The sequence below is a fragment of the Streptomyces finlayi genome (assembly GCF_014216315.1).
GTDB lineage: Bacteria > Actinomycetota > Actinomycetes > Streptomycetales > Streptomycetaceae > Streptomyces > Streptomyces finlayi_A.
Map to the genome: position 1 here is coordinate 1,328,721 of NZ_CP045702.1, position 23,472 is coordinate 1,352,192.

General features: G+C 71.1%; 20 protein-coding genes and 1 pseudogene. 5 read left to right on the forward strand and 16 right to left on the reverse strand.

Translation table 11 applies throughout. The features are described from left to right. The first annotated feature begins 46 nt into the window (after positions 1-46). The 3 genes and pseudogenes from F0344_RS06125 (at position 47) to F0344_RS06135 (ending at position 3,462) form a co-directional block, all read left to right on the forward strand. Positions 47-1,705 (forward strand): AMP-binding protein, encoded by a 1,659-nt coding sequence (locus F0344_RS06125; protein ID WP_185297804.1) that lies wholly within the window; start codon positions 47-49, stop codon positions 1,703-1,705. Between the two features lie 9 nt (positions 1,706-1,714). Further along, positions 1,715-2,533 carry a PaaX family transcriptional regulator gene (locus F0344_RS06130; protein WP_185297805.1) on the forward strand — a complete coding sequence of 273 codons (819 nt, stop codon included), beginning with the start codon at positions 1,715-1,717 and terminating at the stop codon, positions 2,531-2,533. Positions 2,534-2,585: 52 nt separating this feature from the next. Next, positions 2,586-3,462: pseudogene (locus F0344_RS06135) on the forward strand (GNAT family N-acetyltransferase). Here F0344_RS06135 and F0344_RS06140 read toward each other — a convergent pair. Both F0344_RS06140 and F0344_RS06145 read right to left on the reverse strand, forming a co-directional pair. Further along, entirely contained in the window at positions 3,449-5,731 is a 2,283-nt protein-coding gene (locus tag F0344_RS06140; protein WP_185302534.1) for a bifunctional salicylyl-CoA 5-hydroxylase/oxidoreductase, read from the reverse strand. The pseudogene F0344_RS06135 and the gene F0344_RS06140 sit on opposite strands and share 14 nt — an antisense overlap. Positions 5,732-5,735: 4 nt before the next feature. Then, on the reverse strand, positions 5,736-6,563 hold the full coding sequence (locus F0344_RS06145; protein WP_185297806.1) for an enoyl-CoA hydratase family protein: 828 nt from the start codon (positions 6,561-6,563) through the stop codon (positions 5,736-5,738). 246 nt (positions 6,564-6,809) lie between these two features. Between F0344_RS06145 and F0344_RS06150 the strand changes: the two genes are divergently transcribed. Further along, a complete protein-coding gene (locus F0344_RS06150; protein WP_185297807.1) occupies positions 6,810-7,271 on the forward strand; it encodes an ATP-binding protein in 462 nt (153 codons plus the stop codon). Here F0344_RS06150 and argF read toward each other — a convergent pair whose 3' ends face one another. The 10 genes from argF to F0344_RS06200 form a co-directional block, all read right to left on the reverse strand. Then, entirely contained in the window at positions 7,272-8,282 is a 1,011-nt protein-coding gene (gene argF / locus F0344_RS06155; protein WP_185297808.1) for an ornithine carbamoyltransferase, read from the reverse strand. Between the two features lie 103 nt (positions 8,283-8,385). Continuing rightward, positions 8,386-9,618: an arginine deiminase gene (locus F0344_RS06160; RefSeq protein WP_185297809.1), complete on the reverse strand. Its 1,233-nt coding sequence runs from the start codon at positions 9,616-9,618 to the stop codon at positions 8,386-8,388. Between the two features lie 280 nt (positions 9,619-9,898). Further along, the gene (locus F0344_RS06165; RefSeq protein ID WP_185297810.1) at positions 9,899-12,466 is read right to left on the reverse strand and encodes a polynucleotide kinase-phosphatase; all 2,568 of its coding nucleotides are present in this window, start codon (positions 12,464-12,466) and stop codon (positions 9,899-9,901) included. Continuing rightward, positions 12,463-13,986, reverse strand: a complete 1,524-nt coding sequence (locus F0344_RS06170) for a 3' terminal RNA ribose 2'-O-methyltransferase Hen1 (protein WP_185297811.1) — start codon at positions 13,984-13,986, stop codon at positions 12,463-12,465. The genes F0344_RS06165 and F0344_RS06170 overlap by 4 nt, the downstream gene beginning before the upstream one ends. Positions 13,987-14,029: 43 nt before the next feature. Beyond that, positions 14,030-14,980 carry a homocysteine S-methyltransferase gene (gene mmuM, locus F0344_RS06175; protein ID WP_185297812.1) on the reverse strand — a complete coding sequence of 317 codons (951 nt, stop codon included), beginning with the start codon at positions 14,978-14,980 and terminating at the stop codon, positions 14,030-14,032. 77 nt (positions 14,981-15,057) lie between these two features. Next, positions 15,058-15,981, reverse strand: a complete 924-nt coding sequence (locus tag F0344_RS06180) for an LLM class F420-dependent oxidoreductase (RefSeq protein WP_185297813.1) — start codon at positions 15,979-15,981, stop codon at positions 15,058-15,060. Between the two features lie 73 nt (positions 15,982-16,054). Then, positions 16,055-16,585 carry a DUF6099 family protein gene (locus F0344_RS06185; protein WP_185297814.1) on the reverse strand — a complete coding sequence of 177 codons (531 nt, stop codon included), beginning with the start codon at positions 16,583-16,585 and terminating at the stop codon, positions 16,055-16,057. 124 nt (positions 16,586-16,709) lie between these two features. Then, entirely contained in the window at positions 16,710-17,069 is a 360-nt protein-coding gene (locus F0344_RS06190; protein WP_185297815.1) for a nucleotide pyrophosphohydrolase, read from the reverse strand. Between the two features lie 74 nt (positions 17,070-17,143). Further along, positions 17,144-17,548, reverse strand: coding sequence for a cell division protein SepF (locus F0344_RS06195; RefSeq protein WP_185297816.1), 405 nt, complete (start codon positions 17,546-17,548; stop codon positions 17,144-17,146). A 124-nt stretch (positions 17,549-17,672) separates the two neighbouring features. Beyond that, complete coding sequence (locus F0344_RS06200) at positions 17,673-18,473, reverse strand: DeoR/GlpR family DNA-binding transcription regulator (RefSeq protein WP_185297817.1); 801 nt, start codon at positions 18,471-18,473, stop codon at positions 17,673-17,675. A gap of 202 nt (positions 18,474-18,675) precedes the next feature. Between F0344_RS06200 and F0344_RS06205 the strand changes: the two genes are divergently transcribed. Further along, complete coding sequence (locus F0344_RS06205; protein ID WP_185297818.1) at positions 18,676-19,560, forward strand: SIS domain-containing protein; 885 nt, start codon at positions 18,676-18,678, stop codon at positions 19,558-19,560. 102 nt (positions 19,561-19,662) lie between these two features. Here the strand turns inward: F0344_RS06205 and F0344_RS06210 are convergent, their stop codons facing one another. The 4 genes from F0344_RS06210 to F0344_RS06225 all read right to left on the reverse strand — a co-directional run bounded on the left by F0344_RS06210 (position 19,663) and on the right by F0344_RS06225 (position 23,470). Next, on the reverse strand, positions 19,663-20,241 hold the full coding sequence (locus F0344_RS06210; RefSeq protein WP_185297819.1) for a hypothetical protein: 579 nt from the start codon (positions 20,239-20,241) through the stop codon (positions 19,663-19,665). A 65-nt stretch (positions 20,242-20,306) separates the two neighbouring features. After that, positions 20,307-21,371, reverse strand: coding sequence for a FecCD family ABC transporter permease (locus F0344_RS06215; protein ID WP_185297820.1), 1,065 nt, complete (start codon positions 21,369-21,371; stop codon positions 20,307-20,309). Further along, on the reverse strand, positions 21,368-22,405 hold the full coding sequence (locus F0344_RS06220; RefSeq protein WP_185297821.1) for a FecCD family ABC transporter permease: 1,038 nt from the start codon (positions 22,403-22,405) through the stop codon (positions 21,368-21,370). The genes F0344_RS06215 and F0344_RS06220 overlap by 4 nt, the downstream gene beginning before the upstream one ends. A gap of 21 nt (positions 22,406-22,426) precedes the next feature. Then, the gene (locus tag F0344_RS06225) at positions 22,427-23,470 is read right to left on the reverse strand and encodes an iron-siderophore ABC transporter substrate-binding protein (protein ID WP_185297822.1); all 1,044 of its coding nucleotides are present in this window, start codon (positions 23,468-23,470) and stop codon (positions 22,427-22,429) included. Positions 23,471-23,472: the final 2 nt, after the last annotated feature.

Below are 23,472 nucleotides of genomic sequence, written 5' to 3' on the forward strand. Positions count from 1 at the left end.
GTCACTCAAACGATACGCTCCAGGGGCGACAAGGGGGCGATCCTTCATGGAGCCGATTTCCTCGCCGGACGCGTCTGCGGACGGTGCCACCGCACACACCGACACGTTCTCCCGTGACCGTCTGCCACCGGCAGCGCAGCGGCCGGAGCTGGTCTTCGACCGGCCGGAGCTGCACTACCCCGCCCGGCTGAACTGCGGATACGAACTCCTCGACCGCACCATCGGCCGCTTCGGCCCTGACCGCCCCGCCTTCCGCGGCGGTGACGGCGGGGTGTGGAGCTACGGGGAGCTGCGGGACCGGGTGGACGGCATCGCCCATGTCCTCACCGGTGACCTGGGCGTACGCCCCGGCAACCGGGTACTGCTGCGCGGCCCCACCACCCCCTGGCTGGCCGCCTGCTGGCTCGCGGTCATGAAGGCGGGCGCGGTCGCCGTCACCGTACTGGCGCAGGCACGGTCCCAGGAGCTGTCCACCATCTGCTCACTCGCCCGGGTGAGCCATGCGCTGTGCGATGTCCGCTCCGTCGAGGATCTGCTGAAGGCCCGGGTCCCTGAACTGCTGATCACGACGTACGGGGGCGTCGCGGAGGACGATCTGACGCGTCTGGCGGAGTCCCGTCCGGGGCCGTACGAGCCGGTGGACACCGCAGCGGACGACGTCGCCCTGATCGCGTTCACCTCGGGCACCACCGGGCGGCCCAAGGGCTGTATGCACTTCCACCGCGATGTGCTGGCCGTCGCCGACACGTTCTCGCACCACGTCCTGCGTCCGGAACCCGACGACGTGTTCGCCGGGAGCCCCCCGCTCGGTTTCACCTTCGGGCTCGGCGGCCTGGTGATCTTCCCCCTGCGCGCGGGCGCTTCGGCACTTCTGCTGGAGCAGGCGGGGCCCAGGCAGCTGCTGCCGGCGCTCGCCGCCCACCGGGTCTCGGTGGTGTTCACCGCGCCGACGGCGTACCGGGTGATGCTGGACCACCTCGACGGGCACGACCTGTCGGCGCTGCGCAGGTGCGTCTCCGCCGGGGAGAACCTGCCCGCCGCCACCTGGGAGTCCTGGTACGAGCGGACCGGTCTGCGCATCATCAACGGCATCGGGGCCACCGAGCTGCTCCACATCTTCATCTCGGCCGCCGACGACGCCATCCGCCCCGGCACCACAGGGAAGCCCGTACCCGGCTGGCAGGCGCGGGTCGTGGACCCGGCGGGTGAGGAAGTGCCGGACGGCGAACCGGGACTGCTGGCCGTGCGCGGCCCGGTCGGCTGCCGCTATCTCGCCGACGAGCGCCAGACGCGGTACGTGCGGCACGGCTGGAACATCACCGGTGACACGTACGTCCGCGAGCCGGACGGCTACTTCCGTTACGTCGCCCGCGCCGACGACATGATCATCTCCTCCGGCTACAACATCGCGGGTCCCGAGGTCGAGGACGCGCTGCTGCGCCATCCGGAGGTGACCGAGGCCGCCGTGGTGGGCCGTACGGACGAGCTGCGCGGCCAGATCGTCGTGGCGTACGTGGTGCTGCGCGAGGGCTCCGCGCAGACCGCGGACTCCCTGCGCCGCTACATGAAGGGGGAGCTGGCTCCGCACAAGTGCCCCCGCGTCATCGAGTTCCTGGCCGCGCTCCCCCGGACCGCGACCGGCAAACTCCAGCGCTTCCGGCTGCGCGGGGACGCGGACCGGCACGCCGCGGCTGACGGGCTCTAGAGTGATCACGTGGCCGAGCTGCACACTCCCCGTTCCCTGATCGTCAGCCTCTACGGCGCGTACGGTCGCTCCCCCGGCAACGAACCGCTGCCGGTGGCCGAGCTGATCCGTCTGCTGCGCGCCGTAGGGGTCGACGCGCCCTCCGTACGCTCCTCCGTCTCCCGGCTCAAGCGCCGCGAACTGCTCGTCCCGGCCCGCACGACTGACGGGTCGGCCGGTTACGCGCTGTCGGCGGACGCCCGGCAGCTGCTGGACGACGGCGACCGGCGCATCTACGAACAGCCGGAGCCCCGGGCCGCCGACGGCTGGGTACTGGCCGTCTTCTCCGTACCGGAGGCGGAGCGCCACAAGCGGCATCTGCTGCGCTCCCGGCTGGCCCGCCTCGGCTTCGGCACGGCCGCGCCCGGGGTGTGGATCGCGCCGGCGGGGCTGTACGAGGAGACCCGGCACACCCTCGAGCGGCTGGAGCTCGCCCCGTACGTGGATCTGTTCCGGGGGGAACACCTCGGTTTCGCGGCGACGAAGGAGTCGGTGGCCCGCTGGTGGGACCTGGACGCCATCGCACGGCTCCATCTGGACTTCCTGGAGCAGCAGGAGCCGGTGCTCAAGGCGTGGGAGGCGTGGCCCCTCGGGAGCGTCCCGGACCCCGAGGTCGCCTACCGGGACTATCTTCCGGCGCTGGACTCCTGGCGGAAGCTGCCGTACGCCGACCCCGGGCTGCCGGAGGAACTGCTGCCGAAGGACTGGCCAGGGGGCCGCTCGGCCGAGGTGTTCGGGCTGCTGCACGCGATGCTGCGCGATGCCGGGGAGCGTTTCGTACGCCCGTGAGCGCGCCCGCAATTCGGGTGACTGCCGGAGCGCGGAACCGGCAGGATGAGGCATGACCTGGACTTTCACGGACGATGTCGGCGTTTTTTCTGGATACGGCGGGTGCGTGGCTGGCCTCCCGGCCCGCGGACAACACCCTGGTGCTGACCGTCACCGCCACGCTGCGGGACAGCGGTCCCCGCGCGTACGGCGAGAGCGTCCCCGTCCTCGGCTGGTGGCGGGGGGCCGACGGAGCGGTCGCGGGGACGCTGGTGCACACTCCGCCGTATCCCCCGATGCTGGGCGCGACCGCACCGGAGGCGATCACTCCGCTCACCCGCGCGCTCCCGCTGACCCGCGTCAACGCGGACCGCGCCACGGCCGAGGCGCTGGCCGCGCACTGGCCGGGCCACCGGGTCGACGAACAGCGGCGGCTCTACCGGCTCGGGACACTCGTCCCGCCCTCCCCCGCCCCGGCGGGCCGGCCCCGGACGGCGACGGCCGCCGACCGGGACCTCCTCCTGGACTGGCACGGCACGTTCGCCGAGCAGGTCGGTGAGCCCCGCACCCATATCGAGCGGCTCGTCGACGAGCGCACGACGTACGGCGGGCTGACGCTGTGGGAGGACGCGGGTGTGCCCGTGTCGATGGCGGGCGTCTCGCGGAACATCGCGGGCTCGGTGCGGGTGGCGACGGTCTACACGCCGTCGGAACACCGGGGCCGGGGTTACGCGGCGGCGGTGACGGCGGCGGTCGGCCGGGCGGCACGGGCGGCGGGAGCCGAGGAGGTGCTGCTGTTCACGGACCTCGCGAACCCGACGAGCAACGGTGTGTACCGGCGCATCGGGTTCGAGGCCGTCTCGGACCGGCTGCTGCTCAGCGCGGTGGCCCGGCATCCCGCACCCAGTCCCTGCCGCTGCCACGAGTGCCTGGCGCTCAGTTCAGCGTGAGCCGTGGTTTCGGCGCGTCGGTACGGCCGGCCGGCGGGGTGCGGCTGCCCGCACGGTACGGCAGGGGCCAGGGCGCGCCCGGTCCGCGGTAGTCCTGTTCGGCCGCCGCGTGGAGGGTCCAGTGCGGGTCGTAGAGGTGCGGGCGGGCCAGGGCGCAGAGGTCGGCGCGGCCCGCGAGGAGCAGCGAGTTGACGTCGTCCCAGGAGGAGATGGCGCCGACCGCGATGACGGGGACGCCGACGGTGTTGCGGATGCGGTCGGCGTAGGGGGTCTGGTAGGAGCGGCCGTACTCGGGGCGTTCGTCCGGCACGACCTGTCCGGTGGAGACGTCGATGGCGTCGGCACCGCGCTCGGCGAAGGCCCGGGCGATGGCGAGGGCGTCCTCGGCGCTCGTACCGCCGTCGGCCCAGTCGGTGGCGGAGATGCGGACGGTCATGGGCCGGTCGGCGGGCCACTGCTCCCGGACCGCGTCGAAGACGTCGAGGGGGAAGCGGAGCCGGTTCTCCAGCGGGCCGCCGTACGCGTCGGTGCGGTGGTTGGCGAGCGGGGAGAGGAACCCGGAGAGCAGGTAGCCGTGCGCGCAGTGGAGTTCGAGCAGGTCGAAGCCGCAGTGCGCGGCGCGGCGGGCCGCTGCGGCGAACTCCTCGCGGACGGCGTCGAGTCCGGCCCGGTCCAGCGCCTCGGGCACCTGGCTGACGCCGGGGGCGTAGGGAAGCGGGGAGGCGGCTGACAACGGCCAGTTGCCCGCGTCGAGCGGCTGGTCGATGCCCTCCCACATGAGTTTGGTGGAGCCCTTGCGGCCGGAGTGGCCCAGCTGGACGCCGATCGCGGCCCCGGGGGCACTACGGTGCACGAAGTCCGCTATGCGGGCCCAGGCGGCGGCCTGTTCGTCGGTGTAGAGGCCGGCGCAGCCCGGCGTGATGCGGCCTTCGGGGCTCACACAGACCATCTCGGTCATGGTGAGCCCGGCGCCGCCCAGAGCGCGGGCGCCGAGGTGGACGAGGTGGAAGTCGCCGGGGACGCCGTCGGTGGCGGAGTACATGTCCATGGGCGAGACGACGACCCGGTTGCGCAGTTCCAGTCCGCGCAGCCGCAGCGGGGTGAACATCGGCGGGGTTCCGGGCGGGCAGCCGAACTCCTCCTCGACGGCGCCGGTGAAGGCGCGGTCGCGCAGCCGGAGGTTGTCATGGGTGACGCGGCGGCTGCGGGTGAGGAGGTTGAAGGCGAATCGGCGGGGCGGCTGGTCCAGGTAGGTGTCCAGTTCCTCGAACCAGCGCAGGCTGGCGGCCGCCGCGCGCTGGGTCGAGGCGACGACCGGGCGGCGCTCCGTCTCGTACGCGTCGAGCGCCGTACGCAGATCCGGCTGTTCCCCGACACAGGCGGCCAGTGCGAGGGCGTCCTCGACGGCGAGTTTGGTGCCGGAGCCGATCGAGAAGTGCGCCGTGTGGGCGGCGTCGCCGATGAGGACGGTACTGCCGTGCGACCACCGCTCGTTGACCACGGTGGTGAAGGTGAGCCAGGAGGACTTGTTGGAGCGCAGGGGCCGGCCGTCGAGGGCGTCGGCGAACGTCTTGGCGCAGCGTGCGGTGGACTCGGCCGCATCGCAGCGGTCGAGCCCGGCGGCCCGCCAGACCTCCTCGCGCATCTCGACGATGACGGTGGAGGCGTCGGCCGAGAAGGGGTAGGCGTGCAGTTGCATCACGCCGTACTCGGACTCGGCGATCTCGAAGCGGAAGGCGTCGAGTGCGAAGTCGGCGGCGAGCCAGATGTAGCGGTTGCGGTGCGGGGTGAGGTGCGGGCGGAAGACGTCGGCGTGGGCCTCGCGGGTGGCGCTGTGCACACCGTCGGCGGCGATCACCAGGTCGTACGTCTGCGCGAGCTCCGCGGCGGGCGGGGCCTGAGTGCGGAAGCGGAGCCGGACGCCGAGGGAGTGGCAGCGCGCGTGCAGGATCTCCAGGAGCCTCCGGCGGCCGAGCGCCGCGAACCCGTGTCCGCCGGACGTCTCGCAACGGCCCCGGTGGACGATGTCGATGGTGTCCCAGCGGACGAACTCGTCCCGCAGCGCCGCGTACACGACGGGGTCGGCGTGCTCGATGCCGCCGAGCGTCTCGTCGGAGAGGACGACGCCGAATCCGAAGGTGTCGTCCGGGGCGTTGCGCTCCCAGACCGTGATGTCACGCCCGGGGCCCAGCCGTTTCAGCAGCGCCGCCGCGTACAGGCCGCCGGGGCCTCCGCCGATGACCGCGATCCGCATCGAGTCGCCGGACATCACGCTACCTTCCTTGCCATTTCGGCGTGCGCTTCTCGGCGAAGGCCGCGTGGAATTCGGCGTAGTCCTCGCCGTTCATCAGGAGCGCCTGGGTGGCGGCGTCCATTTCGACGGAGGCCGCGAGGGGCATGTCGAGTTCGGCGGTGAGCAGCGCCTTGGTCTGCGCGAGCGCGAGGGCGGGTCCGTCGGCGAGTCTGCGGGCGAGCGCGGCGGCGCGCTCCCCGGCCTGGCCTTCCTCGGCGAGTTCGCTGATCAGCCCGATCCGTTCCGCTTCGGGGGCGTTCACCGGGTCGCCGAGCATGAGGAGCCGGGTGGCATGGCCGAGACCGACGACGCGGGGCAGCAGATAGGCGGCGCCCATGTCACCGCCGGAGAGGCCGACCCGGGTGAAGAGGAAGGCGAAGCGGGCCGTCGGGTCCGCGATGCGGAAATCGGCCGCCAGGGCGAGAACGGCCCCGGCTCCCGCAGCCACGCCGTGTACGGCGGCGATAACCGGGAAGGGGCATTCACGAAGGGCCCGTACGACCTGGCCGGTCATCCGGTTGAAATCGAGGAGCTGGGCGGTGTCCATCGCGAGCGTGGCGCCGATGATGTCGTCGACGTCGCCTCCGGAACAGAACCCGCGCCCCTCACCGGAGAGCACCAGGGCGCGCACGGAACGTTCGCGTGACAGTTCGGCGAGCAGGTCGCGCAGGTCGGCATAGGCGCCGAAGGTGAGCGCGTTGAGCTTCTCGGGCCGGGCGAAGGTGACGGTCGCGACCCCGTCGTCCCTCGTCACCCGCAGATGGTGCCAGTCCTCCGTACGGAGGGCGGAACTGGGAAAAGGGCTCATGGGAGGTGGTCCCCTTCAGCCGGTGGCCAGCGGAGCCTGCCCGCTCCGGGCGACTCGGTCCACCCCGAAGTTATCACTCATATGTGACTGTCGTCAGGAGTGCGCGATAACCCAAACGTGCGAGTGTTGTGGCGAACGTCCCTTTCGTGCCGGTCGACCGGCTCTATCACTGCGCCACCCCACTTCGTATGGTTGAACGCAGGATTTGTCGATACCAGGAAGACTCGCTCCGGAACGGAAGCAGCTGTGCCCCCCGATGTCCCCATTCCCGCGTCATGGCGTATCGCCCTGCCGCATTCCACGGCAGCCGTGCCGATCGCCCGCGCACTCATCCGTACCGCGCTCATGGACATCGACGCCTCCGCGGACAGCTACACCGCCGAACTCCTCACCGCCGAACTGGTCGCCAACGCCGTCGAGCACACGGACGGGGACCTGCCCATCGAACTCGTCGTGGAACTCATGGCGGCCGGGTGCCAGGTCGAGGTCCACGACCGTGACCCCTCGCCGCCCGGCGACCTCTCCCGGCCCACGCCCGGCAGCGCGCCGGACCCCTGGCAGGAACACGGCCGGGGGCTGCTCCTGATCCGCACGCTCAGCTCCGCCTGCGGTCACCGCACGACGGAGCACGGCAAGGCGGTGTGGTTCACGCTGCCCGCGATGCCCGCCCAGCCGCCCCCCGCACGGCACGCCCGCGCGGCGGAGTGATCAGGCGCCGGGTTTGGCCATCGTGGCCACGAGTACGGCCTTGATGGTGTGCATCCGGTTCTCCGCCTCGTCGAAGACGACCGAGAACGGGGACTCGAAGACCTCGTCGGTCACTTCAAGCTCCGTCAGGCCGTACGCGTCGTGGATCTCCCGGCCGACCTTCGTGCCGAGGTCGTGGAAGGCCGGGAGGCAGTGCAGGAACCTGACGTCGTCGTTGCCCGTGGCCCGCAGGACGTCCATGGTCACGGAGTACGGCGCGAGCGCGGTGATGCGCTCGGCCCACACCTCCTTGGGCTCCCCCATGGAGACCCAGACGTCCGTGGCGACGAAGTCGGCGCCGCGGACACCTTCGGCGATGTCCTCGGTGAGCGTGACCGTCGCGCCGCTGACCTGAGCGAGCTTCCGGGCCTGCGCGACGACGTCCGCCGCCGGCCAGTAGGCCCGGGGCGCGACGATCCGGATGTCCATTCCGAGCAGGGCGCCGGTGACGAGGTAGGAGTTGCCCATGTTGAAGCGGGCGTCGCCGAGGTAGGCGAACACCATCCGGTCCAGCGGCTTCGCGCTGTGCTCGGTCATCGTGAGCACGTCGGCGAGCATCTGGGTGGGGTGCCACTCGTCGGTCAGCCCGTTGAAGACCGGGACGCCACCGTACGCGGCCAGCTCCTCGACGGCCTGCTGGCTGTCGCCCCGGTACTCGATGCCGTCGAACATCCGGCCCAGCACGCGGGCCGTGTCCTTCACCGACTCCTTGTGGCCCATCTGCGAGCCGGAGGGGTCCAGGTACGTCGTGGACGCGCCCTGGTCCGCCGCGGCGACCTCGAACGCGCACCGCGTACGCGTCGACGTCTTCTCGAAGATCAGCGCGATGTTCTTGCCGCTCAGCCGCCGCACCTCGGTCCCCGCCTTCTTGGCGGCCTTGAGCTCCGCGGCCAGGGCGACCAGGCCGCGGAACTCCTCGGCCGTGAAGTCCAGCTCCTTGAGGAAGTGGCGGCCTGCGAGGTCTGTGGCCATGTGACTGCTCCTGGTCGGACAAGGGTCGCTCGAAGCGCTGATCCTGGAAGTCTATACGAGTACCTGCATTGCTATACAGGAGCATGCGTCATCGGGCTGCTCGCTACACGGGATCACGCACTACCGGACAGCTCATGCACCGGGGCCCGCCGCGCCCCCGCCCCAGCTCGCTGCCGCGGATCTCTATGACTTCGATGCCCTGCTTGCGCAGATGCGTGTTGGTGCTGACGTTCCGCTCGTACGCGACGACGACCCCCGGTTCCACGGCCAGCACGTTGCAGCCGTCGTCCCACTGCTCGCGCTGCGCCGCGTGTACGTCCTGGACGGCGGCGAGCACCCGGATCGACTCCAGGCCGAGCGCGGCGGCGATGGCCCGGTGCATGTGCTCGGGCGGATGGTCGGTGACCTTCAGCTCCCGTGGGCCGTCACCGGGCTCGATCGTGTACGAGCGGAGCATCCCGAGCCCGGCGTACTGGGTGAACGTATCGCCGTCGATCATCGTCATCACGGTGTCGAGGTGCATGAACGCCCTGTTCTTCGGCATGTCCAGCGCCACGATCGTCCGGGCCGAACCGGCGTCGAAGAGGCCCTGGGCCAGCATCTCCACGGCCTGCGGAGTGGTGCGCTCGCTCATCCCGATCAGCACGGCTCCCTGGCCGATGACCAGCACGTCGCCGCCCTCGATGGTCGACGGGTAGTCGTCCTGGCCCTCCGACCAGTGGTGGAACACCCCCGCCTCCGGCCCGGTGAAGAGGGGGTGGTGACGGTAGATCGCCTCGAAGTGGACGGTCTCGCGCTGTCTGGCGGGCCAGCGCATGGCGTTGATGGACACCCCGTCGTAGATCCAGGCGGAGGTGTCACGGGTGAAGAGGTGGTTCGGCAGCGGCGCCAGGAGGAAGTCGTCCAGATCCATCACATGGAACCGGACCGAGGTCGGCTCGCTGTGCCGCTCCAGGAACTCCCGCTTCGTCATCCCGCCGACGAGCGCCTCGGTCAGCTCGGCGGTGGACAACTCCTCGAAGGCCGCCCGCAGATGCTCGGTGGCGAGCGGACCGTACTCCTTCTCCTCGAAGACCCGGTCGAGGACGAGTCGTTTGGCCGCCGGGATGTCCAGCGACTCCCGCAGCAGATCACCGAAGAGATGCACCTCCACACCCCGGTCGCGCAGTACGTCGGCGAAGCCGTCGTGCTCCTGGCGGGCGCGGCGCACCCACAGCACGTCGTCGAAGAGCAACGCGTCCTTGTTGCCGGGGGTGAGCCGCTTGAGCTCCAGATCGGGGCGGTGCAGGATGACGCGGCGCAACCGCCCGGCCTCGGAGTCGACATGGAATCCCATGCCTCCATCCTCACCGCACGGAGCGCCGTTCACCCGGCGAACGGCCGTCTTGTCCTCGATCTCCCCCAAAACCCCAAGGGCCCGGGAGGAACTCCCTCGACGGGCTTGGTCCCGCCCGCTAGGTCCTGTCTGGAGTTCCAGCGCGGGAGAAGGAGCGGCGTCCGGTGCCGTCGAATCCAAGGCGGAGGAGGGAGCGATGGCGGAGCCCTCGCGACTGACGACAACGCCGGAGGCGGCGGTGCCGGACGCCGCGACGCCGCGGGGGAACTCCAGACAGGACCTAGAGCCTCGGGTCGACCGGCTCCGACTCCATAGCCAGCACCGCGAAGACCGCTTCGTGGACCCGCCACAGCGGCTCCCCGTCGGCCAGCCGGTCCAGGGCCTCCAGACCCAGCGCGTACTCCCGCAGCGCCAGCGACCGCTTGTGGCCGAGGAACCGGGAGCGCAGCCGCTCCAGATTCTCCGGGCGGGTGTACTCGGGGCCGTAGATGATCCGCAGGTACTCCCGGCCGCGTACCTTGATGCCCGGCTGGACCAGCCGGCCCTTCTCGTCCCGCACGAGCGCACCGAGCGGCTTCACGACCATGCCCTCGCCGCCCCGGCCCGTCATCTCCAGCCACCAGTCGATGCCGGAGCGCACCGACTCCGTGTCGCCGGTGTCCACGACGAGCCGCCGCGTCACCTGGAGCAGCCCGGTCGGGTCGTGCTCGACGAGCCGGTCCAGCCATGCCAGCTGCTCGTCGTGCGGTACGGAGGCCAGCGAGCGGCCCTGCACGGCGAGGATCTGGAAGGGTGCGAGCCGCACGCCTTCGAGCCCTTCGGTGCTCCAGCAGTAACGGCGGTACGCCCGGGTGAACGCGGTCGCGTCCTGGGCACGTCCGCGCTGCCGGTCCGCCAGCGCGCCGACGTCGACGGAACGGGCGGCAGCCGCTTCGAGGGCGGCGACGGCCGCGGGGAAGACGGCGCCGGAGGCGGCGCCGACCGCCGCGTACTGCGAGCGCAGCAGCCCGGCCGCCTTCAGCGACCACGGCATCAGTTCGGCGTCCAGGAGGACCCAGTCGGTGTCCCACTCCTCCCACAGCCCGGCGGCGGTGACGGCCTCGCGCAGCCGGCCGAGAACCGCTTCGGTGAGCGCGGGGTCGTCGAGGAACGGCCGCCCGGTACGGGTGTGCAGGGCGCCCGTCGGGCCTTCGGTACCGAAGCGCTCACGCGCCGCCTCCGCGTCGCGGCAGACCAGCGCCACGGCCCGCGAGCCCATGTGCTTCTCCTCGCAGACGACCTTGGCCACACCGTCCGTCCGGAACTGGGCGAACGCCTCCGCCGGGTGCTCCAGATAGCCGTCCTCGTGCGAGGCGGCGGCCGGCGCCATGGTCGGCGGGAGATAGGCCAGCAGCCGCGGGTCGACGGCGAACCTGCTCATGACTTCGAGCGCCGCCGCGGCGTTCTCCTCGCGCACCGAGAGGCGGCCCATGTGCCGGGTCTCCACGATGCGGCGGCCCTGGACGTCGGCGAGGTCCAGGGGACGGCCCTCGCGGCCGCCGGGCGCCTCGGAGACGAGCGGTCTGACCGGCTCGTACCAGACCTTCTCCGCCGGCACGTCGACGAGTTCGCGCTCCGGCCAGCGCAGCGCGGTCATCCTGCCGCCGAAGACGGCGCCGGTGTCCAGGCAGATGGTGTTGTTGACCCAGGAGGTGGTGGGGACCGGCGTGTGGCCGTAGACCACGGTGGCGCGGCCCCGGTACTCCTCGGCCCACGGATAGCGCACGGGCAGGCCGAACTCGTCGGTCTCGCCGGTCGTGTCCCCGTACAGCGCGTGCGAACGCACCCGGCCGGAGGTGCGGCCGTGGTACTTCTCCGGCAGCCCGGCGTGGCAGACGACGAGCTTCCCCCCGTCCAGCACGTAGTGGCTGACGAGGCCCTCGATGAACTCCGCGACCTGCCCGCGGAACGCGGGGTCGACGGCGTCCTCGCGCTCCAGCTGCTCGATGGTCTCCGCCAGCCCGTGGGTGTGCTGGACGCTGCGGCCCTTGAGATGACGGCCGAGCTTGTTCTCGTGGTTGCCCGGCACGCACAGGGCGTTGCCGGCCGACACCATGCCCATGACACGGCGCAGCACTCCGGGGCTGTCGGGGCCGCGGTCGACGAGGTCGCCGACGAAGACGGCGGTACGCCCTTCGGGGTGCGCGCCGTCGACGTATCCGAGGGTGGTGAGCAGGGTCTCCAGCTCGGAACCGCAGCCGTGGATGTCTCCGATGATGTCGAAGGGGCCGGTGAGATGGCGCAGGTCGTTGTACCGGCGCTCCAGCACGATGCCCGCCTGCTCGGCCTCCTCCTCGGTGCGCAGGATGTGCACCTTGCGAAAGCCCTCGCGCTCCAGACCGCGCAGCGAGCGGCGCAGTTCGCGGCGGTGGCGCTGGATGACGTGGCGCGGCATGTCGGCCCGGTCGGGACGGTTCGCGTTGCGCGCGAGGCAGACCTCTTCGGGCAGGTCGAGGACGATGGCGATCGGCAGCACGTCGTACTCGCGGGCCAGCCGCACGAGCTGCTTGCGGCTCTCGGGCTGGACGTTGGTGGCGTCGACGACGGTGAGACGGCCGGCGGCGAGACGCTTGCCCGCGATGTAGTGCAGGACGTCGAAGGCGTCACCGCTGGCACTCTGGTCGTTCTCGTCGTCGGCGACGAGGCCCCGGCAGAAGTCCGAGGAGATGATCTCGGTGGGCTTGAAGTGCTTGCGGGCGAAGGTGGACTTGCCCGATCCGCTGGCACCGATGAGTACGACGAGGGAGAGGTCGGTCACCGGCAGCGTGCGCGACGTGCGGAGGGTGTCGGTGGTGCCGGTGCTGCTCATGCGGCCTTCGCCTCCTTCTTGTTCGTCCCGTTCATCTGGTCCGTCTGGTCCGTCTTGTTCGTCTTGTTCGTCTCGTCCGGCGTGTTCATCGTGAACACGGCCATCTGCGTCGGCGGCCCCACCTCGGGGTCGTCCGGGCCCACGGGGACGAAGGCCACCTCGTAGCCGTGACGCTTCGCCACCTCCGCGGCCCACCGGCCGAACTCGGCCCTGGTCCACTCGAAGCGGTGGTCGCCATGGCGCACGTGCCCGGCGGGGAGTGTCTCCCAGCGGACGTTGTACTCGACGTTGGGCGTGGTCACGAGCACGGTGCGCGGCCGCGCCGAGCCGAACACCGCGTACTCCAGGGCGGGCAGCCGCGGCAGGTCGAGGTGCTCGATGACCTCGCTGAGCACCGCCGCGTCGTACCCCTTGAGCCGCTTGTCGGTATAGGTGAGCGAGCCCTGCTGGAGCGTGACCCGGCTCGCCTGCCGCTCGCCCATCCGGTCCAGCTTCAGCCGGCGCGAGGCGATGGTCAGGGCGCGCATCGAGACGTCGACGCCGACGATCTCCGTGAAGGCCACGTCCTTGAGCAGCGCCTGGACCAACTGACCCTGACCGCAGCCCAGGTCCAGCACCCGGCCCGCACCGGCGGCGCGCAGTGCCGCCAGGATCGCCGTGCGCCGCTGCTCGGCGAGCGGCACCGGCTTCTCCTCGGTGTCCTTCGTCTCGTCCACGGCGTTGTCCACGGAGACCACGTCGAGGTCGTCCGACTCGGCGAGCCGCACCAGTTCGAGCCGCTCCATCGCCTGCCGGGTCAGTCCCCAGCGGCGCGACAGATACCGGCTGGTGATCAGCTTCTGCTCGGGGTGCTCGGCCAGCCACCCCTCGCCGGCCCGCAGGAGCTTGTCCACCTCGTCAGGGGCCACCCAGTAGTGCTTGGCGTCGTCCAGGACCGGCAGCAGGACGTACAGCTGCCGCAGTGCGTCCGCGAGCCGCATCTCCCCCTCCAGCACCAGCTGTACGTAGCGCGAGTCGCCCCACTCCGGGAACTCCTCGTCCAGCGGCACGGGCACGGCCTCCACGCTCGTCCAGCCGAGCGGGCCGAAGAGCTTACGCACCAGCTCGGTGCCCCCGCGCGCGGGCACCGCGGGGATCTCGATCCGCAGCGGGAGTGGCTGCCCGGCCCGCTCGGGCATGGCCTGGCACGCCCCGTTCAGAGCGGACGCGAAGACCGTGCTCAGAGCGACGGAGAGGAGCGAGGAGGCGGCGTAGGGACGGTCGTTGACGTACTGCGCGAGCGCCGCGTCGGGGGCGCCGCCCCTGCCCTTGCCCTTGCCGCGGCGCACCAGCGCCACACTGTCCACCTCCAGCAGCAGGGCCGCCGTACAGCGCTCCGCGGATGCTTCGGGATAGAAGACATGCGCGGTGCCGTGGGAGGTGGGATACGTCTGCGCCTTCTCAGGATGCTTGTGCAACAGGAAGCCGAGATCGGTGGCGGGACGCTCCGGGGTGCCGGTTGTGCTGATAGTCAGGAACACCTGTCCGAGTATGGCCCCCGTCCCCTGCTCCCACCAGGCAATTTCACGCTGTCAACAGCTCTCCCAGCTCCCCGATCCGCGCCGGTCCGATACGGCAGCACCCTCCGACCAGGCGCGCCCCGGCCTCCTGCCACGCCCGCACCCGTCCGGCGTCGAAGGTGCTGTCCCCCGCCCACTCCCTGCGCCCTGCGTCCCACCGCTCGCCGCTGTTCGGATAGACGACCACCGGCTTGCCGGTGACCTCGGCCGCCGTCCCCACCGCCCGGTCCGCGTCCGCCGGATCGCAGCAGTTGACCCCGACGGCCACCACCTGCCCGTTCCCGGCGGCCACCTCGAACGCCTCCGCCAGGGGCTGCCCGGCCCTCGTCCGGTCCCCCGCCACGCTGTACGAGAGCCACACCGGCAGCCCGAACTCCCCGGCCACCCGCAGCAGGGCCTCCGCCTCGTCCATGTCCGGCACCGTCTCCAGTGCGAGGACATCGGGCCGCGCCGCGGCCAGCGCCGCCACCCGGGGCCGGTGGAAGGTCTCCAACTCCCCCGGCGAGAGCCCGTAACGGCCCCGGTACTCGCTGCCGTCCGCGAGCATCGCCCCGTACGGCCCGACCGAGGCGGCGACCCAGATCTGCCGCCCCGCCCCTTCTCCGGCCCGGCGCGCCAGCTCCACGCTGCCGGCCAGCAGCTCCGCGGCGTGGGCCCGCCCGATCCCGCGCCGCCGGAAGCCCTCGAACGTCGCCTGGTATCCGGCGGTGATGAGCACCTGTGCCCCCGCGCGGACGTACGCCGTGTGCGCGGCCTCGATCTGGTGGGGTGCGTCGGCCAGCAGGCGGGCCGACCAGAGCTCGTCCGACAGATCGCAGCCCTGGGCCTCCAACTGGTTGGAGAGACCGCCGTCGAGCAGGACGGTCCCCTCGGCGAGGGCGGCGCCGAGCGTGCGGACCGGTGGGTCCTGTGCGGGACCTGCCGGGACGTGCTGGGCCACCGGGCCGGGTTCCATGTGTGCTCCTCCTGTACTGCCGGGGCGGTCGGGGAGAGAGATGGGGGATGGGGATGGGAATGCCGGGGCGAGGCCGGTCAGGCCAGCTGTGACTGGACCCGGGACGAGATCAGTTCCAGGTGGTCGAGGTCGTCCAGATCCAGGACCTGGAGGTAGACCCGGGACGATCCGATCGCGCCGTACCGGCCGAGCTTGTCGACCACCTCGGCGGGCGAGCCCGCGAGACCGTTCGCCTTGAGCTCCTCGACCTCCCGGCCGATGGCGGCGGCCCGTCGCGCCACCTCCGCGTCATCCTTGCCCACGCAGACCACCAGGGCGTTGGAGTACACCAGCTCGTCCGGCGCGCGGCCGATCGCCTTCGCCGCCTCCCGGACCCGGCCGAACTGCTTCTCGCTGTCCTCCAGGGAGGCGAACGGGATGTTGAACTCGTCGGCGTACCTCGCGGCGAGCCTCGGCGTGCGGCTGGCACCGTGTCCGCCGATCAGGACCGGCACCTTGGCCTGGGCCGGCTTGGGCAGCGCGGGCGAGTCGGCCAGCTGGTAGAAGGTGCCGTCGTAGCTGAACGTCTTCCCCGCCTCGGTCGCCCAGAGACCGGTGATGATCGCCAGCTGCTCCTCCAGACGGCCGAACTTCTCCTTGGGGAACGGAATTCCGTACGCCTTGTGCTCCGCCTCGAACCAGCCCGCTCCCAGGCCAAGTTCGACACGCCCGCCGGACATCTGGTCGACCTGCGCGACCTGGATGGCCAGCACGCCCGGCAGCCGGAAGGTGCCCGCCGTCATCAGCGTCCCGAGCCGGATGCGCCTGGTCTCGCGCGCCAGCCCGGCCAGGGTGATCCAGGCGTCGGTCGGGCCGGGAAGCCCATCGCCCGGTCCCATGTGAAGGTAGTGGTCGGAACGGTAGAAGGCGTCGAAGCCGAGGTCCTCAGCGGCCTTGGCCACGGTGAGCAACGTGTCGTAGCTCGCCCCTTGCTGGGGCTCGGTGAAGATTCGAAGATCCATGCATCCATCCTGCACCTTCGAACACCGGCCGTCGCAGCTCCTGTGCCCCGGACCCGTCGCGCCCCTCACCGCCTCATGGCGGGCCCGTCGCCGAACCCGCGGGACCGTGGAGCACCCCGAACGGACCGTCCCGCTCGCGTTCCCTCTCCGCCTCCCTCTCCTCCTCGCGCTCCGCGAGGCGTCTCAGCATCCCGTGCACCCGGTCGACCGACTCGTCCGCCGCGTCTATCGCCTCGATGCACTGCCAGTAGAGACCCTCCTCGTCGGTGTCACAGGCGACCCCGACCAGCGCGATCCCCACCTCGCCGAGCAGCGCCACCAGAGCCGTCAACGAGCTCTGCACATCCGTCACTTCGGTGAGCTGAGAGGCCCGTGTCCCACCGGAGAGCACCATCGGGTGGTCGAGGGCCGAGCCCACCCGGCCGCCGGCCTCACTCAGGCCGCGCGCCTCGCCACGTAACTCCACGGGCCCGCTCAGGACCAGCCGGCTGCCCACCGTCCTGGCGAGGGCCTGTGCCTGCCACGCCTCCGCCATCACGTTCAGCGAGCCCCGGCTCTCCGCCAGAGCACGGCGGCCGGCCTCGATCAGTCGCTCCGCTTCCACGTCATTCCCCCGTCCGCACGAAAACCCGCTCACCTCTTCCATTACCCACAGTGAGGTAGCGAGCACCGGAAGAACAGAGGAATTCGGAAATCTGTGGACACCAAATCGACTGTGGACAACTCGATCACTCCGAAGAGTGACCACGGTCGGGTTCCGGGCGCTCCACGACCGGGAAGCGCACCTCGTTCCTGTCGATCTTGGCCGTCAGGGCGGCCAGCGGATCGATCCCCAGCACCTCGCAGAACTGCAGGAGATACGCGAGCACGTCCGCGACCTCGTCGGCGACGCGATGCGCCGTCTCCGCGTTCTCCATCACCCGCGCCGACTGTTCCGGCGTCAGCCACTGGAAGATCTCGACCAGTTCGGACGCCTCGACACTCAGCGCCGCCACCAGATTCTTAGGGGTGTGGTACTGCTCCCAGTCCCGTGCCGCGGCGAACGCCGCCAGCCGCCGCTGAAGTCCCGCCACATCGAGTTCCGTCACGGTCCCAGGTCTACCACTGCGGCTCCGGGCGCCTCACGGGCACACCACAGCCCCGGGGCGCCCGGACGCGCCGCCTACGCGTGCGGAACGCCCGCCGCCGCGACTCCCTCGACCTCCATGCCGACCGGGGCCAGCAGGAACACATTGCGGTCGACGCGGTGCATGGCACTGCCGAGCCCGAAGACCACACCGCTGCTGAAGTCGAGGATGCGCTTGGCCACATCGGTCTCCGCCGCGGTCAGATCCAGCAGCACCGGAATCTGCGCGACGAGGTACTCCGCGACTTCGCGGGCGTCCGCGAACACCTGGACCCGCAGCACGACCAGCCGCCGCTGCTCGGCCACCGGCTCCTCCGGGACCGCGCGGTGGTCGACCCTCGAAGGCCACTCGTTGCGGCCGCGCAGGGGTACGACCTGGGCGAGCCCTTCCCACTGTTCGTCGGTGGCGTCGTACCTGTCGTACCTGTCGTACCTGCTCACAGGGCCACCCCGTCCGTACGCCGGTTGACTGCGCGCCGGCTGCGCTCACTGTTCATCAGGCAAGTCTCCCGCCTCTCACCCGTTCGGCGTACCACCGACACGGGCACGGTACGGACTCGGCCGCTCAGACCGCGATGACGGCGACTCCCGCCTCGGCGAAGCGTGCCGTCGCCTCCGGGGTGATACCGGAGTCGGTCACCAGCACATCGACCTGCCCGAGATCACAGACGCGGGCGAAGGCCCGCTTGCCGATCTTCGAGGAGTCCGCGGCGACGACCACACGCTGCGCCCGCTCGGCCAGGAGCCTGTTGATGCTGGCCTCGCCCTCGTGATGGACGTACGCCCCGCGCTCGATGTCGATCGCGTTGACACCCAGGACCGCGATGTCCAGCGTGATCTCGCCCATCACACCACTGGCCAGCGGACCCGTCAGCTCGTACGACTGCGGCCGGGCGACCCCGCCGGTCACGACCAGCTTGATCTGCGGCCGGATCACGAGTTCGTTGGCGATGTTCAGCGCGTTGGTCACGACGGTCAGCGTGGGCTGGCCGCCCGCCGACGCCCCCGTCTCGCCCACGATGTCAGGGCGCAGGGCCAGCGCCCTGGCCACCTCGGTGATCGTGGTGCCGCCGGTCAGGCCCACCACCTCACCCACGGCCACCAGTTCGGAGGCGGCGCGGCCGATGGCCTGCTTCTCCGGCGCGTGCCGGCCCGTCTTGTAGCGGAGAGCCAGTTCGTACGAGACACCATGGGCGACTGCTCCGCCGCGGGTCCGGGTGAGCAGGTGCTGCTCGGCGAGCTGGTCGAGATCGCGGCGGATCGTCGCCGCCGAAACGTCCAGGGCCGCCGCGGCGTCCTCGACCTCGACCCGGCCGTTCTTTCCGACCAGTTCCAGCAATGCGTCCCACCGGGCGTCCCTGGCCACGAGTGTGCTCCTCACCTGTCCTGCCTGCGGCACCACGTTTCCCGGGAACGCGGTCGCCGGGCGCCGGACAGCGCAAGCGTCGCACAGGCTGTCCGCACCCGGTTCCCCCCACTACTACATGCTTGTTTCTGCTCGATGTGAGGCTGTAACGTGCAAATTCAAGCATCACGCTCATCGTTCACCCCAACCAGATGGAGCAGACGTGTCCTTTGCAGCGAGCGAGACAGCCAGCCAGCCCGCGTGCTGGCGCCGCGCCGCGGAGCTGGCGGGTGACCGGGCGGACGCCCTGCCCGCCACCGGCGAACGCATCGCGGTCGTCGGCTGCGGCACCTCCTTCTACATGGCGCAGGCCTACGCCTCGCTCCGCGAGGACGCCGGGCTGGGCGAGAGCCACGCCTTCGCCGCTTCCGAGTTCCCCTCCGGGCGCAGGTACGACCGTGTCGTGGCGCTGACCCGCTCGGGTACGACGACCGAGGTACTGGAACTGCTCACCGGGCTCAGCGGCACCACGCGCACCGTCGCCCTCACGGCGGACCCGGCCACGCCGGTCATGACGGCCGCCGACGACGTCGTCGTACTGGACTTCGCCGACGAACAGTCCGTCGTGCAGACCCGGTTCGCGACCACCGTGCTCACCCTGCTCCGCGCCCACCTCGGGCTGCACACGGAGCAGGCGGTACGGGACGCCGAGACGGCGCTCGCCGATCCGCTGCCCGAAGGGCTCCTGGACTGCGCGCAGTTCACGTTCCTGGGCCGGGGCTGGACGGTGGGCCTCGCCAACGAGGCGGCGCTCAAGATGAAGGAGGCGTCCCTGTCCTGGACGGAGTCGTACCCGGCGATGGAGTACCGCCACGGACCCATCAGCATCTCCACCACGGGGACCGCCACCTGGATGTTCGGGCCGGCTCCGGAAGGTCTGGCACAGCAGGTGCTCGACACCGGCGCCCGCTGGATCGACAGTGGCCTCGACCCGCTGGCCGACCTCGTGCGTGTCCAGCGACTGGCGATCGCCCGGGCACTCGCGGGCGGCCTGGACCCGGATCTCCCGCGGCACCTGACGCGCTCGGTGGTCCTCAGCAGGAGCTGACTCCGTCCGACGGCGGGCCGGTGGGGTCCGGACGCCGAAAGGACGCGGGGTGGGAGGGCGCACCGGCAGCCCTCCCACCCCGCACACGGTTGACCCCGCGACTCAGGACTCCTCGAAGTAGGCGTCCAGCGCCTCGTCGAGCCGCGCCGGCCATTCCTTGAGGGTGCTCCGCGAGGCGGCTTCGACCTCGGCGTTGAACCAACGGCGGCTCGACACGTGGACCGTGACGGTGAACCGGCGCCCGAAGCGAGCGGTCCTGACCTCGACGGCGCCGATCTCGTCCCAGGTGAAATCGGCCTCCTGGTCGTCCAGCCGGAACCGGATACCGGAGTGGTCGGCCCGGATGGAGCCACGACGGTCACTGACCTCGAAAACAGGCCCGTCACCCTCGACGTCCGTGTCCGGTCCTGCCTCCGCTACCGGTTCCGTTTCCGATTCCGGTTCCGTTACGGCTTCCGCCACCTCGCCCGCCTCGTCCGCCTCGTCCGCCTCGTCCGCCTCGTCCGCCTCGTCCGCCTCCTCCGACGGCTCGGCGACGACCGCGTCCTCGGCGAGGGAGTCGGCGGGCTCCACGTCTTCCTCCGTCCGCGCCGTGCCAGGGGCCGTGAGGCCGGGGATGAACGCCGGGTCGGTGCCTGCGGCGAACTCGGGTCGGGTCTTCGAATCTATGCGCTGCTCCACGGCGGGCAGTATGGACGACGAACCTGTACGAGGCCAGTGGCGACCGCCACCGGAGGGTGCGGAGGCTACAGGACTCCCCTCCTCCACTCGCGGGTCAGCAGGTAGCCGAGGTACGCGCCGCCGATGGCCATCGTGTAGATGCCCACGGGGAGGTTGTCGAAGAGCGGCAGCTGCTGGGCCGCGAGATCGGCCAGTACGAGCAGCAGCGCGCCGGTCACCGCGGACAGCAGGAGGTGCGGCCCGGACACCCTCGTGAGGCGTTTGGCGATCTGAGGGGCGGTCAGCGCGATGAAGGCGATGGGGCCCGCCACGCTCACGGCGCCCGCGCACAGCACGATCGCGAGGAGCACGGCGGCCGTCTTGGTCTTCTGCGGTTCGGAGCCGAGGCCCGCCGCGATGTCGTCGCCCATCTCGCCGATGTCGAGCCGCCGGGCGATCAGCGCGCACAGCGGGGCCGCGGCGAGCAGCACCAGCCAGATCGCGCTCGCGTCGTCCCAGGCCCTCGCCGAGAGGCTGCCGTTGACGTACGCCGCGAGGACCGACGCCTGGTCCCGTTCCATCGCGTAGACGACGTACTGCGTGATGGCCGTGCAGACGGCCGCGACACCGATTCCCGCCACGACGAGCCGGGCGGGATTGCGGAAGCCCGTACCGGTGGACACGTAGACCAGCAGCATGGCGAGCAGCGCTCCGGCGAGAGCTCCCAGGGAGACGGGCACCGTGTCCGGCAGCATGAGCGCGACGATGGCGGCGCCCGCGCCCGCCCCGGAACCGAGCCCGATCACGTCGGGGCTGCCGAGGGGGTTACGGGTCACGGACTGGAACAGTGCTCCGGACAGGCCCAGCGCCGCTCCCGTACCGAGGGCGACGACGAGGCGGGGGCCGCGCAGGCGTTCCAGTACGAACGCGTCCTTGCCCTCCGCTCCGCCCGTGAGCGCCCCGGCCAGGTCGGCGAGCGGGATGCCGAGCCGGCCGAGCGTCAGCGTGGCGGTCGCGGCTCCCGCCGTCAGGAGCACAAGGACGAGGGCGGTGACGACGGAGACCCGCCGGACGGGCACCGCGACGGTGCGGCCGAGGGTCAGGAAGCCCCGGGGTGAGGCGGTACGGAAGCCCGCCTGGTCGGCCGTCATGCGCTTCCCCTCATTCTGCGTACGGCGATGAGCAGCGCGGGCGCTCCGATGAACGCGGTCACGACGCCGACCATCAGTTCCTGCGGGCGCAGGACGATGCGGCCGACCACGTCGGCCGCGAGCAGCAGCGTGGGTCCCGCGATGGCCGAGAAGGCGATCTGGAGACGGAAGTCCACGCCGACGAGGACCCGCACGACGTGCGGAACGGCCAGGCCGACGAAGGCGATGGGGCCGACGGCCGCCGTCGCCGCGGCACTGAGCAGTGTGGCCGCGAAGAGTCCGCCCGCGCGCACCCGGGCCGGATGCGCGCCGAGGGAGGCCGCGGTGGCGTCCCCGAGGGCGAGGGTGTTGAGGCCGGGTCCGAGCACCAGGGCGATGACGAAGCCGGTCGCGGCGAACGGCAGGACGGACATGAAGACGTCGAAGTCCCGTCCGCCGAGCGCGCCGACGACCCAGTAGCGGTAGCTGTCGAACACCTTGGGCCTGCCCAGGGTGACGGCCTGGATGTACGCCATCAGCACGGCGGACAGCACGGCGCCCGCCAGTACCAGCCGCACGAGACCCGTACTCCCTCCCGAGGAGCCGATGACATGGACGAGCACTCCGGCGATCAGTGCCCCTGGCAGGGCCCACCACATGGTGGCGGTGCTGCCGGTGGCCCCGAAGAAGGCCGTCGCGGTGACGATGCTCGCCGAGGCACCCGCGTTGATGCCGAGCAGTCCGGGATCGGCGAGGGGGTTACGGCTGACGCCCTGCATCAGGGTGCCCGCGACGGCGAGACAGAGCCCGGCCAGGACGCCGAGAGCGGTCCGCGGATAGCGGCTCTCGATGATGGTGGTGATGTTGGGGTCGGCGGCGCCGGAGAGGACGTCGACGACATCGCCGAACGAGGTCGACCTGCTGCCGTACATGACGCTCGCGCACAGGGCGAGCGCCAGGACGGCCAGTCCGAGGATCAGGATCGACGCACGCCGAGCGGCGCCGGTACGCGAGGTACCCGCGCCGCTCGGCGGTGCGTGTGTGGTGGTAGCCATACGGATGCCTGCGCTGCGTGGTTACTTGCCCGCGGCGGCGACGGCCTTGTCGATGACCGGGAGGTAGCGGTCGATCACCCACGGCACGGTCAGCGGGTTGATGATCGAGGACGCGGTGACGAACGGGGTGTCGTCACTGGCGACGACCGCGCCCTTCCTGACCGCCGGGATGGCGCCGTACAGCGGCTGCGCCTCGATCTCCTTGCGGCTCTTGGCGTCCATGTAGAACGTGAAGACGAGGTCGCTGTCCTTCAGCTTCTCGGCGTTCTCCAGGCCGATGAGCGCCGAGTCGGTGCCCTCGGTCTCCTTGAACGTGTTCACCACCGGGTCGACGGTCAGTCCGAGGGAGGAGACCATCGTGACGCGCTGCTCCTCGGGCTTGAAGACGCCGAGGGTGCCGGGGCCGGTGTTGTAGATGTACGAGAAGGTGACGTCCTTGTAGTTCGGCCGGGTGGCCGCGGCGTCGGCGAGCTGCTTCTCGATCTTCGTCTTCAGACCCTTGGCGTCCTCGGTCCGGCCGAGGGCCTGGCCGATGATGTCGATCTGCTGGTCCCAGTCCGTGCTCCACGCCTGGTCCGGGTAGGCGACGGTCGGAGCGATGTCCTTGAGGATGTCGTACTGCTCCTGCGTGATACCCGACCACGGGGCGAGGATGACGTCCGGCTCCAGCTCGGTGATGGCCTCGATGTCGATGTCCTCACCGCCCGTGAACTGCTTGGGCAGCTTGTCGCCCGACTTCGTCACGGCCTCGTGGATCCACGGCAGGTAGCCGGTCTTGTCGCTGCCCCACTCGTAGCTCTCCATGCCCACCGGGGTGTGGCCGAGAGCGATCGCCGTCTCGGCGGAACCCTGGCCGAGGGTGACGATGCGTTCGGGCTTCGCGTCGATCTCCGCGGTGCCGAGTGCGTTCTTGATCGAGACGGGGAAGGAACCCTCACCCTTCGCCGAGGACTCCGTGGTCTTCTTCTCGTCGTCGCTGCCGGACGAGCAGCCGCCCAGGACGAGCGTGAGCGCGGCGGCGGTGGCTGCGATGGTGTGACGACGCAGGCGGGTGGACCCGAGCATTG